Origin of the sequence: Rhodospirillum sp. A1_3_36, assembly GCF_047263945.1 — a bacterium.
Taxonomy (GTDB): Bacteria; Pseudomonadota; Alphaproteobacteria; order Rhodospirillales; family Rhodospirillaceae; genus Rhodospirillum.
The window spans coordinates 1-14,208 of the sequence record NZ_JBLAVB010000026.1 but is presented as its reverse complement, the minus strand read 5'-3'; the positions used below and the strand labels follow the sequence as shown (position 1 = coordinate 14,208).

Sequence of the window (14,208 nt, the reverse complement as noted above, 5' to 3'; positions counted from 1 at the left end):
CTAGCGCCGCCCGGATCCGGCTTCCAGAATGGTGGCGTAGTTGGCCACCGCGGCACCGCCCATGTTGACCACCAGACCGACCCCGGCCCCCGGGACTTGGATCTCCCCGGCCCGACCCGTCAACTGGCGGAAGGCCAGGGCATGCATGGACACCCCCGTCGCCCCCACCGGATGGCCCTTGGCCTTCAATCCGCCGGAAGGATTGACCGGAAGGGAGCCGCCCTTGTGCACCACGCCTTCCTCGAGCAGCCGCGCGCCCTGTCCCGGCCCGCAGAGCCCCAGAGCCTCGTACATCAACAGTTCGGCGATGGTGAAGCAGTCGTGGACCTCGGCGAAATGAACATCCTTGGCGGTGATCCCCAACGCGTCATAGGCCTGGGCCACGGCCCGTTTCGGCCCCTCGAAGGCCAGGACATCCCGACGGTGCATGGGCAGGAAGTCGGAAACATGGGTCGCCGCGGCGATGTGGACGGAGGCCCCGACCGGACCGGGGGTTCCGCTCAGGACAACCGCGGCCGCGCCATCGGAAATCAACGAGCAATCCGACAGGCGCAAGGGCGGCGCGATCAAGGGGTTCTTGTCGGAGACCGTATCACAGGCCTCGACGCTCAGTTCGCGGCGCATCTGAGCAAGCGGGTTGCCCATGGCGTTGGCGTGATTTTTCGCCGCGATCCGCGCCATGGCGGTCATGGGATTGCCATACCGCTCCCGATAGGCCTCGGCCACCCGGGCGAAGACCTGGGGAAAGCTCAGACCCGCTTCGTCGGGGTGTCCTTGGTAGCCCGCGCTTCCCAGGGCGGCGGTGACCTCCTCGGTGGTGCGGTGGGTCATCTTCTCGACCCCGACGACCAGGACATTGCGGGCCTGCCCCGCGCGGATGGCATTGATCCCGGCATGGATGGCCGCGGACCCCGACGCGCAGGCGTTTTCCACCCGGGTCGCCGGTTTGAACCGCAGGCCATCATCGGCCTGATGGACCAGGGAGGAGGCGAAGCCGTCCGCAGCCATGCCCCCGTTGAAATGCCCCAGGAAGACCGCGTCGATGCCCTCGCCGGGCATTTCCGCTTCGACCAAGGCCTCGCGGGCCGCCTCCACCTCCAGATCTTCCAGGCTTCGCGCGTCAAACCGCCCGAAAGCCGTATGTCCACTGCCAATCACATGAATACCGGTCATTTGTCGCTGTTCTCTCTGTTACGCCGTTAACGCAGGTAGCGGGGCTGGATGACGAAGGCGTCGGACTCCATCCCCGGAGGGGGGGCCAAGGGGATCCGCTCGGCCAACCAGGGTCGGGTGGGCAGACCGGGGATCGCCATGGCTTGGCGCAGGGCGGCGCGATCATCGGGGCAATCGGTCAACAGGGCGGTGATCGCCGCCTCGTCCTCCCCCGTCAGACCCTCGCCAATCACCACCAGGACGCCCCGCCCATCGGCCAGGGGGCCCGAGGATGGCCAGCGCGACAGGGCGACCGGAGGATAGGCCACACGCCCCACGCATTGGATGGCCATGGGTTCGGACCGGCCCCGCGCCGCCACGATCCCCTTCAAACGGAGGATCCGACCCTCCCACCGGGCCAGGACCTGACCCAGACGTAGCGCGAACCCACGCCAACTCAGGGCCCCCGGCAGGCGAACGGAAAAGGACCGCGCCGCGCTTCCGAAATGCGGATCGTCCTCGGATGGATGGTCGTGACCATGGTCGTGGTCATGGTCACGCTCTTGGACGTGTCCCACCCAAGCCTGGGGGTCGGCGGGTTCGGCTTCCGAAGCATAACAACCTCCCCCGAACAGCTCGGCGGGATCCAGTCCGCCGTCCCGCGCCCCATCCAGCACCGGCGCCGACGGATTCAGCGCCGCGAGCCGGGCCTCCACGGCGGCCCGTTCCGCCCGCCCCGCCAGGTCGGTCTTGGACAGGACCAAGCGATCGGCCATGGCCACCTGAACCCGGGCTTCCCCGTGTTCCTCCAAGGTCGCGCGTCCATGGACCGCGTCCACCACGGTCACGATTCCATCGCACAGGAAACGGGCGGACACGAAGCGATCCTCGGTCAGGGCCCGGACCACGGGGGCGGGATTGGCCAGTCCCGTGGTCTCGATCAGGATCCGGGTCACGGGTGGGATCTCGCGCCGGGCCATGCGGTCATGAAGCCCCTGCAATTCGGATATCAACTCCCCCCGAACCGTACAGCACAGGCAGCCCGACTCGAGGATGGCCAGGGCATCGTCGATTCGCTCTACAAGGTGGTGATCAATGCCAATTTCGCCAAATTCGTTTATCAAAACAGCGACGGAAGCCATGTCAGGGCCGGTGACCAGACGATTGATCAGACTGGTCTTCCCAGCCCCCAGAAAACCCGTCAACAGGGTCACCGGAACACGTCCGGTCGCGGTGGTCATGGCCATGGTTCAGGGCTCCTTCCGATGGGGGACACCTGAGAAGAGATGCAGGTTTCTTTCCAGTTTACGAGCGGCCAACACAATCAATGGTTTACCGCGCCGCACCCATGACAGGCCCCGGACATGAGTCCGATCTCCGTCCTCGCCCCCATGGGAACCGTCCGATAATCGGTCGGTCAAATCGCTTGTTTTTCCCCGAAAAAACACCCGTTCAGGACGCATTTTCCATACCGAATCCCGCGCTCTTTCCCGTCACTCATCCCCCTTTTGGACACCGACCTTCCCCCATCCACGGCCTCCGGCTCCGGATACCGGTTCACCCCAGGGTTTTGAAGACCTAGGCCCCGTGGAATTTCGGTGATAGAACGAAAGGAAGCAAAACAAGGGGCCCGTCGCAATGGAACGGCCCGAACCCCCGTCGTGAACAATTCCCAGGGAGGGGAAGGACAGGGGACGGGGATGGAATCCGGGGCCCGAATATAAAAGGGAGGTTACGCAATGGGCGGGAACGCCATGCGTCAGGAATTCTCGCGCCCTGAAAACAACGCGCAGGTGGAACAGTCCTGGGAGCGGTTCCTACGGGGACAAGAGTCTGGATCAAGCGCCCTTCGTCGCATGATCGACGATTCCTGGCGGCGCTGCCACGGGGCGGTGGACCCATCCCGGGAACAGGCCCTGCCACCGGTCCAGGACGATGCCCTGCACGACCTTTTGGTGACCAACGCCGATTTGGTCCGCGCCAGCGCTGGCGTGATGGCTTCAGCCCGGGATTTTCTCTCGGAAACGGGGACGGTGATGGTGTTGACCGACACCTCCGGCTCCATTCTGAGCGTCCAGGGTGATACCAAGCTCCGCGATCCGTCGGAGAAAATACACCTGATGCCAGGCGCGAATTGGGCCGAGGGAAGTTGCGGCACCAATGCTATTGGCACGGCGCTGCAAATCGGGCAACCGATCCAGATCCATGCCGGAGAGCATTTCTGTTCCGGCATCAAGCGGTGGTCCTGCTCCGCCAGCGTCATCCGCAATCCAACGAACAACGCCATTCTGGGCGCGATCGACATTTCCGGACTGACGACCAGTTACAGCCGCCACAGCCTGGCCCTGGCCGTCGCCGCGGCCGGACGCATTGAAAACCGATTGGCCCGCCGGGAACTGACCCTGCGCTATCGCCTGCTCAACCACTATCTCGAACGCCTGAGCGGGATCGGCAATGACGGGTTGATCGTCTTCGACCGGCACGGACGTCCGGTGAAGGCCAACGAACGTGCCGCCGAAGTCATGTCCTCCATGGCCCACACCGGGGACAGCGCCGGACTGGGTATCCGTGACCTGACCCTGCCCTGCCGCCAGGGAGAACCCAGCACGGAAAACATCCCGGAATGGATTGACGCGAATTGGATCGAAACCATTCGCATCAAGGGACAGCGACTGGGCTCCTTCCTCGTCCTGCCTGACAAGAGCGCGACCATGCGGCGGTCCCGGGTCCGCGTCCTGCCAACACCGGGAGCGGCGGGAACCGACGCCTTCGACACCCTGGTGGGCGAGGCGCCCGCCTACCTGTCCGCCGTCGAACGTGCCCGCCTTTTGGCCCGGAGCACGGCGCCGGTTCTGCTTCTGGGGGAAACGGGCGTGGGCAAGGACGCCTTCGCCCAGGCCTTCCATGCCACCGGACGGAACCCCAAGGCCCCTTTCCTGGCCCTGAACTGCGGCGGCTTTTCCCGGGACCTGCTAAGCAGCGAACTGTTCGGATACACGGAAGGGGCCTTCACCGGCGCCCGGCGGGGTGGCATGACGGGCAAGTTCGAGGCCGCCGACGGAGGAACGCTCTTCCTCGATGAAATCGGGGAAATGCCCCTGGATCTGCAACCTCACCTGCTGCGCGTTCTGGAAACGGGGGAGGTCTATCGGATTGGCGAGAACAGCCCCCGCAAGGTCAGCTTTCGCCTGATCACCGCCACGAACCGGGACTTGAAGGAGGAGGTCCGGGAAGGCCGGTTCCGCATGGATCTCTATTACCGGATCGCAGTGACCAGTCTGCGCCTGCCAGCCCTGCGCGACCGCCTGGAAGACCTGCCCCTGTTGGTCGACTATTTGCTCGCCGACATCGCCGGCCGCTACGACGTCCCCGTGCCCGCTGTCGCGCCGTCGTTCCTCGCCCGGTTGGGGGCACACCAATGGCCGGGCAACATCCGAGAACTGCGCAACGCCCTGGAAGGCGCCCTGCTCATCGGGGGCAACGGACCTTTGGAGGCCAAACACCTCCCCAGCGACCTTCTGGACGACGACTTTGGGACGGGCGGCACCGACGAGTCTCTCACCCAAGGAGAAGCCGACGGCCTGACGCCCCTCGAAATCGCCGAGAAAGACGCCATCGAACGGGTTCTCCTCGCCAACCAGGGCAATCTGGCGTCCGTGGCGCGGGAGTTGGGGCTGGCGAAAAGCACGCTCTATGTCAAGCTCGACAGGTTTGGTCTGCGGGACCGCGTTTCCCGCCTGCGCGCGACCCGGGGCTGAACCGCGACGAACGCGAGGACGGGGCGGCCCCCCAATGCCACCCCGTCCGCCCTTTCAACGCCGCTCTCTCACATCCGCAGTCGTTTCAGGGCATCCAGAACCTGTTCCGGCGCGTGGGTCTCGGGCACCTTGGCGTAATAGAAGGCGCCTCCGGACAGGGGTGGAACCGGCCCCCCCGCGAACAGGACAGTCCCCACGTCGAGGCCCTGAACATCCGGTCCGGTTCCGATGGCCAGATCAAACAGCGCTTCCTGTCCCGCCGTGATGTTCCGTCCGGCCACCGCCCACCGGTAATGCCGCGCGGCGTTGAGAACCGGCGTGTAGCGGTCGGCGGGACCGGGCGCCCCCCCCTCTTCCAGCAACAGCCCCGACAGGGGACGTGTCGAGACGCAGCGGATGAAGTCGGCCATGTACATGGCGGCGTCCTCCGAGGCGTCCAGGTCCTCGGTGTCGAAGTCCCGCCCGGTGATCTCCGCGGTTTCCCGAAGCCAGTCATGGGGAGAAGGCATGGAGAGAACCAGGGGAGCTTGCCCCCCAAGACTGTTCGCCACGGCACCGCAGACCTCGTCGAGCAGATCCCGGGGTCCCTGTTCCTCGAGCATACGGCGCAGGGGATAGGTGGCCCGTTTCTTGGCCCCCATGTCGCTGACCAGATCCGGATGGCGCGACAGCCAGGATCGGAAGAGCTCCCCCAGGTTCACCGTCACCACGTCCGGACGCAGAAGGCCGCAGGCCTGGGTCAGGAACTGAAGATATTTCGCCGCGCCCTCGGCCCAGGGATCGCCCCCCGGCCCAAGGAGAAGTCGCCGGGCATAGCCCGACGACTCCAACCAGACCCGCGGCGGGTCCGAGCCCCGGGGCCCGGTCAGATACTCCGCGAGGGACAGGGTCATTGCTTCTCGTCTCCCAGCGCGCCGACCTCGGCCAGACGGGCTTCCAGTTCGGCGATCCGCACGTCCTTGGGGTGGGCCATGTAGTTGGGCTTGGGCTCGTCCCCGCGCCGGGTCTTGCCCTCGCCTCCCATGTACAGGGTGTCGACGTCGTCTCCCCAGCAGCCGAAGTACATCAGGTGGGCCGGCGGCTTGGGCTGGTTCCATCCCTCGATGAACTCGGAATAGGGAATGGACCGGGCGATACGGGCCTTTCGTTCCTCGGCCCGGGCGGCGTCGGTGGCGGCGAAATCGATGGCGAGCGTCGCGCGGTCGAAGACCACCTTGTACAGGCGGGCGGCCACGTCCGGAGAGATCAGTCCCTCCTCGATATCCTTGATCACGTTGACCGGATCGCGCTCCAGCAGGTCGCCGTACCCCGCGCCCGCGCCCTGGCTGATCATGAACAGCTCACCGCGCTTCGAGATCTCGAAGCCCATGCCCATGTGGTGGGTGGTGTAACTCGCGTCCTCGAAGGGACGCTCGTTCATGATTTCCTCGATGGAGTGGCGGAACTTGCCCGGGTCATTCATCAGGATGTCGTAGACGTCGACGTCCTTGACCTTGGACAGGGGATAGGCGCCGCAGGCGTAGCCACCGAACAGACCCTGCAGCGGCGGGAACTTGGCGCCCTGACAGACGGTCATGAAGCCCCACTGCTCGCTGTCCTTGGTGGCCACCATCATGGTGTAGCCCTGGCCGCCCCGGTACTTGCCCGGCGCGATGGCATCCCGCGTCATCTTCTTGGAGACCAACTGGAGGAAGGGCACTTCCTCCTCGTTCAATTCCTGTTCGCCGATATCGGCCATCGTGGCGAAGATCGGCGCCAGGGCATGTTCGCCATCCCGGTCGGCGGTGGCGCCCGCGCCCATACCGTTCAGGTCGGCGCAGAGGTTGCCCAGGGTCTCGCCGTGCTGGCTGACGCCCCCCCAGATGAAGGTGTTGATCATGTTGAAGGTCGGCGCGTGGACCTTGGTGAACTTCTCCGGGCAGGAGTAGAGGAACTTGGCCACCGCGTGCTGGCCCGCCGTGAAGCCCGTGAAGATGGACATCAGGGACTGACTGTTGGGCGCGTCATAGGAACAGTTCACGATCGAATGGGGATCGGTGATCACCTCGATGGGCGCGAAGGCCGCCTGACCGCGGGGCAGGTCGGGCCAGACGTAGCACAGGAAAACCTGGGCGAGCATGCCCTTCAGCCCGGCGACGATGGTATTCGTCGCGCGGTTGGTGAATTCCGGGCTGGATCCCCGGAAGTCGAAGATCAACCGATCGCCGGTCTTGGTCAGTTTGCAGTTGATCTTGACCAGGCAGTTCTCGCGCAGGGTCGAATCCTGGATGATGTAGGTGCGCACGGTCATGTCCGGCCATTCGGAAACGCGGCGTTTCACCTCGGCGCGGACCTGCTCCATGGTCAGGCGCAGGGTGGAGACCAAGGCCTCGGGACCGTCGGTGTTCAGGGTCTCCTCGATGCGTTGCTTGATGCGCAGGCAGGCGAAGAGCTTCACCTTCATGTCCTCGTACTGCAGCTTCGGCTCGCGCACGGAGTTCTGCAGGAAGGTCAGGATATCGCGCTTGATCTGGTAGTTCTCGACCACCTTGAAGGGCGACATCTTCAGGCCTTCGTCCGACGGGCTTTCGGCCATGGAGGGCATGCCGCCCGGCTCGATGGCGCCGTTTTCCCCCTCGTGCACGGTGGAGGCCACCCAGCAGACCAACTTGCCTTTGTGGAAGATGGGCAGAATCATGGACTGGTCGGTGTTGTGGACGTTGCCGTAGCGGCTGTCGTTGTGAATGAAGCCGTCGCCTTCGTTCACGCCAACGGTGGGGTCATTCATCCAGTTCTTGATGATGAACTTGATCGGGTGGTGGACCAGAGCCGAGAAGATCAGCACCCCACCGGCCGAGGCGATGGCCAGGTCGCCGGAAGCGGAATAGACGCCGGTGATGACGTCCCCCCACTTGGCGCCGGGGGCCGCGCCCATCTGTTCGACCATCTCATAGCCTTCGTCGCAACCGGACTGGATGCGGTCGCGGATCTTGGCGATGGTATGGGTGTCGGCGACCTTGCCGATGGCCTCTTCCTCGAGGGCCGTGCGCGGCATCAGGTCATGGTTCTGCATGATCTCCGGATCGGGACCCAGGAACAGGGTCGTGTCGTCCAGGAACTTCTTGATCAGGTCCATTTCCTCGGACGTCGGCGCCTTGGTGATCTGATTCATTGGATTTTTCCTCCTATCGGTTTCGTTGTCCCCGGCGCGTTGGCCACGCCGGGGAGTCGCGCCGTTCAGTGCCGGGTCACGGGGTCTTCGTTGCGCAGGAACCAGGACGCGCCCTGCTTGGCGGTCACGTAGGTCCAGCCAGGATTGACCAGGAAGGTCGTGACCTCGGAGGCGACGATGGCCGGGCCCTGGATCTCCACGCCGGGGTCCAGGTCCTTGCGGGCCCAGACCGGGGTTTCGAAGGGGCTGTCATGGCCAACGAAATGGCAGCTGCGCGTGGACTTGGGCGCGGGCGGCGCCTTGCGTTCCGGCTTGGCCACGGGCTTGATGTCCTGGAACTGGACGGTTTCATGCTTGGCGTAAGTGGCCACCCGAATGGTGTTGATGCGGATGCCCGCCTCCGGCGCCTGGGAGCCCTCGCCAAACCGCTTTCCGTAGTCGTTGGAGAACTGGGAGATGATCGCCAGCACATCGCCCGGACCATGGACCTCGTGCTTGGGGACCACCGCGGTGGTCTGGACAAGCTGGTTGCCGTAGCGCATGTCCAGTTCCAGGTCGTGACGGATCATGTCCGCGGGCACGCCCTGGCGCAGCAGATCCTGCTTACCGCGCTCCTTCAGCTCGGCGACGATGCCGTTGAACCGGGTGTAGTCGTCGAAGATGTTCCGGGTGTTGCTGTCATAGAGCACCATGTAGAGGGACTGCTCGTGGATGTGCAGCTGGTGCATGTTGCCCGCGCCCACCGCCGAGAAGACCGACGACAGGGGAGGAGCGAGGATCTTGTCGATGTTCAGGTTCTGGGCGATGCCGCAGCAATGGAGCGGACCATTGCCGCCGTAGGCGAGCATGGTGAAGTCCTTGGGGTCGTAGCCCCGGGCCCGCAGTTCGGTGAACAGGCCGTTGGCCATGTTGTCATCCACCTTTTCGCGGATCAGCTTGGCCGCTTCGATCACGGAACAGTCCAACTCGTCGCAGAGGGCGTCCTCCACCGCGGCCTTGGCCCGCCGCGGGTTCAGGGGGATCGATCCACCGGCGTAGTTCTCCGGATCCAGGTAGCCCAGCAACAGATCGGCGTCGGTCACCGTCGGACGCATGCCGCCCCGGTCGTAGCTGGCGGGGCCGGGATCGGATCCGGCGCTTTCCGGACCGCATTTCACGGTCTTGTACATGCGATCGTAGGAGGCGATGGAGCCACCGCCCGCGCCCAGGGTCACCAGATGCACCATGGGGACGGAAACGAGCCAACGGTCGATCACCGGGTTGAAGTCGTAGTGCTTCACCCCCCCTTCGACGACGATGCCGATGTCGTAACTGGTGCCCCCCATGTCGGTCGCCACGACGTTGCCGAGCGCGGCCTGCATGGCCAGGTGTTCCGAGGCGCCGATGCCCGAAACCGGGCCGGAATGGATGGTCTGGAGGGCATCGGTGGAGTTCAGTTGCGCCATGCCACCAGAGTTGTGGATCACCAGCATGGGCTTTTCATAGCTGTGGGCCCGCAGGTTCTGCTCCAGGGTGGAGAGCGCGTGGTACATGGTGGAGTGCAGGTAGCCGTCGACGATGGCCGAGGTCGCCCGCACGTATTCGCCCTTTCGGCCCGCGACCTGGTGGGACAGGATCACCGGAATGGCGCCCAGCAGGTGGGAGGGATATTCCTCCAGCAGGATTTCCTCGATGCGCTGTTCATGGGCGGGGTTGACCACCGCGTTGACCAGCGCCACGACGATGATCTGGGCGCCCCGGTCCACCAGTTCGCGGATCTGGTGGCGCAGGTCGTCCTCGTCCAGCGGCATGACCAGCTTGCCCTGGAAATCCAGGCGCTCGCGCACGCCCCGGATCATATGAGGCTCCACCAGGGGATCGGGCCGCTTGGCGTTGGGCATGTCCTGTTGACCCAGGTTGTCCAACCCCTCCCCGTACCCCCGGGCTCGGCTGAGCGGCACGGTGGCCTCGTAGCCCGCAGTGACCAACATGCCAATGCGGGGCCCCTTGTGCTCGATCAACGCGTTGGTGCCCAGGGTGGTGGCGTAGCGGACGCTGTCCACCGTAGCTAGGACCTCCTCCAGGCGCAGGGACAGGACTTCGCACGCCTTGCCCAGGGCTTCGTTGAACCCCATCGCCAGGTTGTGGTGGGTGGTCAGGGCCTTTGTCTCGATATATTGGTCGCCCCAGACGACAAAGCAGTCCGTGAAGGTCCCGCCGATATCAACGGATACACGTTTCATGTTCGCTCCCTACTCTCGGTTCCGGAAGGCCGCTGTTTCGCGCGGTCCGTTTCCGGGTTCGTTGGTTGGCCCCCGCCGAAGGGCGGGCGGCGATTGGCCCGCGCCGAAGGGCGGGCGGCGCTTCCCTCAATGACCGTGGAGACGTCCCGGCACCACGGCGGGTCCGGCGTCGGGCAGCTTCCCTTGGTCGCGCTTGGCCCATTGGGCCTTCAGAGCGGCGACGTCGACCTGCATGTCCCACAGGGGGGGATGGCCAGGGATGGCGTATTCCGTCTCCATCTGCGTGCCACAACTGGGGCAGCAGAATTCCAGGATGCGCACCCAATCGGGGTCCGGGCTGAAGGTGAAGCGATAGCGGTCGGGATCAATGATCGGCGGATGGATTTCCCGGGGGTCCCGGTTGTGCACCAACAAGCCTTCCTTGTAGTTGCCATCCGCAGGCGCGATCACATGGCCGCAGACGCGGCATTCCCACTTTTCGGTTTCCAGGTCGATCCGCAGGTATTCGGTCATGGGTACTTTCATGGATTAGTCCTCCCTGTCGAGAATGATGTCGCCCGCCTCGGACACGACGAAGCCCCACCCCTTGGGAACGCGGGCCGTGAAGAAGTCTTCCTCCAGGATGGCGGGGCCCTGAGCGTAGTCTCCCGGGGCCATGGTCGAGAGGCGATAGACCGGCAGGGCGACACGTCCCTCGCCGACCACCAGGGCCAGCCGGGTTTCGGCGGCCTTGGCGGCTCCGCCCCGTCCCATTCCCATGTGACGATGCTCCGTGTGGCGCAGGCTCTTGACCGCGGTCAGTTCCAACTCGACGGTGGGCGAGGAGGCCAGCGCTGCAGGGAAGGTGGCGCCGTCACCCAGGTCATGGACCACGTCGCCCTGGGCGGTTTCGGCGACGAGCCGGGCCTTCAGGGTGTAGGTTCCGGGACCGTAGCCCTCGGCGAACATGTCGCGGGCGGCCTTGTCCTTCAGTCCGGCGAGCGCGGCTCCCAAGGCGACGTCGGTGTGATCATCCAGGCCGATGGCATAGCGTTGGGAGACGTCGCAGGATCCGATTCCGTAGGCGGAGAACACCGCGGCCATGGCCGGAATGGCGACCCGGCGGATACCCGCCTTCTCGGCCACGCCGCAGGCGTTGAGCGGGCCCGCGCCACCGAAGGCGAGCAGGACCGTGTCCTCGACGATCCTGGTGCAGCGGTGCAGTTCCGCGGCCACCTTGGCCTCGAAGGCCTCGGACATGGCCAGGACGGCGGCATCGACATCCATGCCCAGGGGCTCGGCCACGTTGGCTTTGACGGCGGCCTCGGCACGAGCCAGGTCCAGTTCCATCCCCCCACCGAAGTAGGACTTGGGATCGAACAGGCCGGCCAGCAGGCTGGCGTCGGTGATGGTGGCTTCCTTGCCGCCACGGCCGAAGCAAGCCGGTCCCGGCAGGGCACCCACGCTTTCCGGACCGATGGTGATCAAGTCGTCCTTGACCCCGAAAATGGAACTGCCACCGGCGCCCGCGCTCATGATCTCGCAGAGGGGGAAGGAGACGCTGATCCCTTCCACGTGGCCCCGGCGGACCTCGGCGACCTTGCCTTCGGTGCACTGGCCGATATCGGTGGTGGTACCGCCCACGTCGATGGAAACGGCATCCCGAAAACCATAGAGAGCGGAGAAGCTCTTCACCCCTTCCATGCCACCCCGGGGGCCGGAGCTGTAGGTCTTGATCGCCACGGTCTTGGCCACCCGCGACGCGTCCCCGTCATTGCGGAAAATCAGCAACGGGTTCTTGGCTCGGTATTCCCGCAGACGGTTTTCTGCGTTGTAGAGAAACGCTTCCATCGAGGGGTGCAGAAAGGAGTTGATGAGCGCCGACCAAGCCCGTCGATCGGCGTCCCGGTCCACGGTCAGATCGGAGGCATAAAGCACCGGCACCGCGCCCAGCAGGTGCCGGGGATATTTGCGCAGGACGATTTTCTTGACCTGCTCCTCGTCGGCGTGGAAAGCGTCGTGGGCGAAACAGACCACCAGACGGTTGGCGCCCTTGGCGGTCAGCTGGTTGATGACCTTGACCACGTCGACTTCCGCGTCCGCGCCATTCAGCACGGCGGGATCGATGAAGCCCACGCGGTCCCCAACCAGGGCGTCGTACACTTCCGGGTCATGGTCGCGCAGCGCCTTGGGCAAATCCGTGGCCGCGGCATCAATGACCAAACCCAGCTTGGGCCCCTTGCGTTCGCAGATGGCATTTGTGCCCTGCGTGGTGGAATAGCGGATGAGGTCCACGTCCTCGAGCAGGCGCTTCACGTCGGCGGCGCCGTACACCACTTCGGAGGCCTTGCGCAGCCCTTCGAAGAAGCATTTCGACAAGTCGTAGGGTGTGGTCAGGACCTTGGTTTTCCAGGCAGCGCCGCCGGACATGATGCACACGTCCGTCAGGGTCCCCCCGTTGTCGATATTGATCTGAAATGTCATGTCGCGTTTCTCCTCCCATTTGGTCGCGGCATTCACCCGGCGCCGGGAGCGCTTCGCGTGCCCGGCCCTTGCCCAAACGGCGGAAGGGTTGACCCGTCTCACCGCTTCGGTCTTGGTTGCTTTGGAAGAAGATGCAGGTTTGCTTCCATTGGGAAGAAAGCGGCGCCACCTCAATATAAATATTTGATATAAAGATACTTTTTGAATTTCTTCGGCGATGAGAGGGCCTTTCACCCCACCTGGGACGACCGAAAAACGGACACCTTCCGACCTCGGATCGAACATCCGTCGAACCGGCAAAGAGAGCGACCGTCTATTTCGGATCGCTCAGTCCCTTCATCCCGGAAAAGTCACGCCGCCAGCGCGCATTCCCTGGAATAGGGAATGATAACAGATAATTACGGCATACTGCGGGGTAGGTGAAAAATTACAGGGTGTTTTTTCGGGATGCGGTTCAGTGATCACGGGAAGAGGCAGGTTCTCGCCGCCTTTGACCCGGAAAAGTCACCGGGCAGTCGGCTGGCCTTAGAAAGAGTGAATGATAATAGTGAGTTAGGTTATAATGGAGGCTGGGTGAGAAATTACGGGGTGTTTTTCAGGGATGCGGTTTGGCGATCATGGGAAAAGGCAGGTTCTCGCCGCCTTTGATGGGGGTGACATTACCTCAAACGCGGGCGGGGTGTTGTTACGGGAGACAGCGGAGCGCCTGAACCTGTTTGGGCGCATGGCAGCCTGTTTCGAGGATCGGCGCGCACAGGATCAGGTCACTCATACATTGCCCAATCTGCTTGCCCAGAGGGTAACGGGTATCGCTCTCGGTTACGAGGATCTCACCGACCACGACAGCCTGCGCCATGATCCGCTGCTGAAGCTCCTGGGCGAGGCGAACCTAAAGGGAAACGACCCCCTCAAATCCCTGGCCGGAAGTTCCACCCTGGGGCGAATGGAACGGAGCTTTCAGGACAACAACCGGCGTTATCACAAAATCACCGCCCAACCGGCCCATCTCCAGGACCTCTTCGTCGATTTGTTCCTGGAAAGCCACAACAGCCCACCCGAGCGGATCACCCTGGATATCGACGCCACGGACATCAAAACCCACGGCCATCAAATGGGCGGGTTCTTTCACGGGTATTATGAACACAGTTGCTTCCTGCCGCTCTATGTCACTTGCGGCCCCCACCTGCTTATGGCGAAACTCCGCCATGGCAATGTCGACGGCGCCAAAGGGGCCAAGGGAGCGATCAAACGGATCGTCACGCGCATCCGGAAGTCCTGGCCCAAGGTGGGCATCCTGGTACGCGGAGATTCCGGCTTCCTCCGGGGGAATCTGACGCGCTGGTGCGAGGCCAACGGCGTCGACTATATCCTCGGTCTACCCCGGAACACCCTCCTCGTGCACAAAGCGCGCAAAATCCGCTCCCGGGCGGCGCTGGAGTTCCTGGAGACCAACGCCACCACC

General features: G+C 64.2%; 9 protein-coding genes. 2 read left to right on the top strand and 7 right to left on the bottom strand.

What is annotated here, in order from left to right:
* Together ACLIRY_RS24315 and ACLIRY_RS24310 are read right to left on the bottom strand one after the other, a co-directional pair.
* Window positions 1–1,173 carry a thiolase domain-containing protein gene (locus tag ACLIRY_RS24315; RefSeq protein WP_413208018.1) on the bottom strand — a complete coding sequence of 391 codons (1,173 nt, stop codon included), beginning with the start codon at window positions 1,171–1,173 and terminating at the stop codon, window positions 1–3.
* A 26-nt stretch (window positions 1,174–1,199) separates the two neighbouring features.
* Window positions 1,200–2,399 carry a CobW family GTP-binding protein gene (locus tag ACLIRY_RS24310; protein ID WP_413208017.1) on the bottom strand — a complete coding sequence of 400 codons (1,200 nt, stop codon included), beginning with the start codon at window positions 2,397–2,399 and terminating at the stop codon, window positions 1,200–1,202.
* Window positions 2,400–3,008: 609 nt separating this feature from the next.
* Between ACLIRY_RS24310 and ACLIRY_RS24305 the strand changes: the two genes are divergently transcribed.
* Entirely contained in the window at window positions 3,009–4,910 is a 1,902-nt protein-coding gene (locus ACLIRY_RS24305; RefSeq protein WP_413208016.1) for a sigma-54-dependent Fis family transcriptional regulator, read from the top strand.
* 68 nt (window positions 4,911–4,978) lie between these two features.
* Here the strand turns inward: ACLIRY_RS24305 and ACLIRY_RS24300 are convergent, their stop codons facing one another.
* The 5 genes from ACLIRY_RS24300 to ACLIRY_RS24280 all read right to left on the bottom strand — a co-directional run bounded on the left by ACLIRY_RS24300 (window position 4,979) and on the right by ACLIRY_RS24280 (window position 12,746).
* Window positions 4,979–5,803, bottom strand: coding sequence for a hypothetical protein (locus tag ACLIRY_RS24300; protein WP_413208015.1), 825 nt, complete (start codon window positions 5,801–5,803; stop codon window positions 4,979–4,981).
* Complete coding sequence (locus tag ACLIRY_RS24295; RefSeq protein WP_413208014.1) at window positions 5,800–8,061, bottom strand: hydantoinase B/oxoprolinase family protein; 2,262 nt, start codon at window positions 8,059–8,061, stop codon at window positions 5,800–5,802. Before ACLIRY_RS24295 ends, ACLIRY_RS24300 begins: the two co-directional genes overlap by 4 nt.
* Before the next feature lie 65 nt (window positions 8,062–8,126).
* Window positions 8,127–10,283 (bottom strand): hydantoinase/oxoprolinase family protein, encoded by a 2,157-nt coding sequence (locus ACLIRY_RS24290; RefSeq protein ID WP_413208013.1) that lies wholly within the window; start codon window positions 10,281–10,283, stop codon window positions 8,127–8,129.
* 126 nt (window positions 10,284–10,409) lie between these two features.
* Window positions 10,410–10,808, bottom strand: a complete 399-nt coding sequence (locus ACLIRY_RS24285; protein WP_413208012.1) for an acetone carboxylase subunit gamma — start codon at window positions 10,806–10,808, stop codon at window positions 10,410–10,412.
* Between the two features lie 3 nt (window positions 10,809–10,811).
* A complete protein-coding gene (locus ACLIRY_RS24280; protein WP_413208011.1) occupies window positions 10,812–12,746 on the bottom strand; it encodes a hydantoinase/oxoprolinase family protein in 1,935 nt (644 codons plus the stop codon).
* 601 nt (window positions 12,747–13,347) lie between these two features.
* Between ACLIRY_RS24280 and ACLIRY_RS24275 the strand changes: the two genes are divergently transcribed.
* On the top strand, window positions 13,348–14,208 hold an 861-nt coding region (locus tag ACLIRY_RS24275; RefSeq protein WP_413208010.1), incomplete at its 3' end, for an IS1380 family transposase.

Coding starts and splice junctions, on each gene's coding strand:
- ACLIRY_RS24315 (WP_413208018.1), bottom strand. CDS start 1,173: ATGACCGGTATTCATGTGATTGGCAGTGGACATACGGCTTTCGGGCGG.
- ACLIRY_RS24310 (WP_413208017.1), bottom strand. CDS start 2,399: ATGGCCATGACCACCGCGACCGGACGTGTTCCGGTGACCCTGTTGACG.
- ACLIRY_RS24305 (WP_413208016.1), top strand. CDS start 3,009: ATGATCGACGATTCCTGGCGGCGCTGCCACGGGGCGGTGGACCCATCC.
- ACLIRY_RS24300 (WP_413208015.1), bottom strand. CDS start 5,803: ATGACCCTGTCCCTCGCGGAGTATCTGACCGGGCCCCGGGGCTCGGAC.
- ACLIRY_RS24295 (WP_413208014.1), bottom strand. CDS start 8,061: ATGAATCAGATCACCAAGGCGCCGACGTCCGAGGAAATGGACCTGATC.
- ACLIRY_RS24290 (WP_413208013.1), bottom strand. CDS start 10,283: ATGAAACGTGTATCCGTTGATATCGGCGGGACCTTCACGGACTGCTTT.
- ACLIRY_RS24285 (WP_413208012.1), bottom strand. CDS start 10,808: ATGAAAGTACCCATGACCGAATACCTGCGGATCGACCTGGAAACCGAA.
- ACLIRY_RS24280 (WP_413208011.1), bottom strand. CDS start 12,746: ATGACATTTCAGATCAATATCGACAACGGGGGGACCCTGACGGACGTG.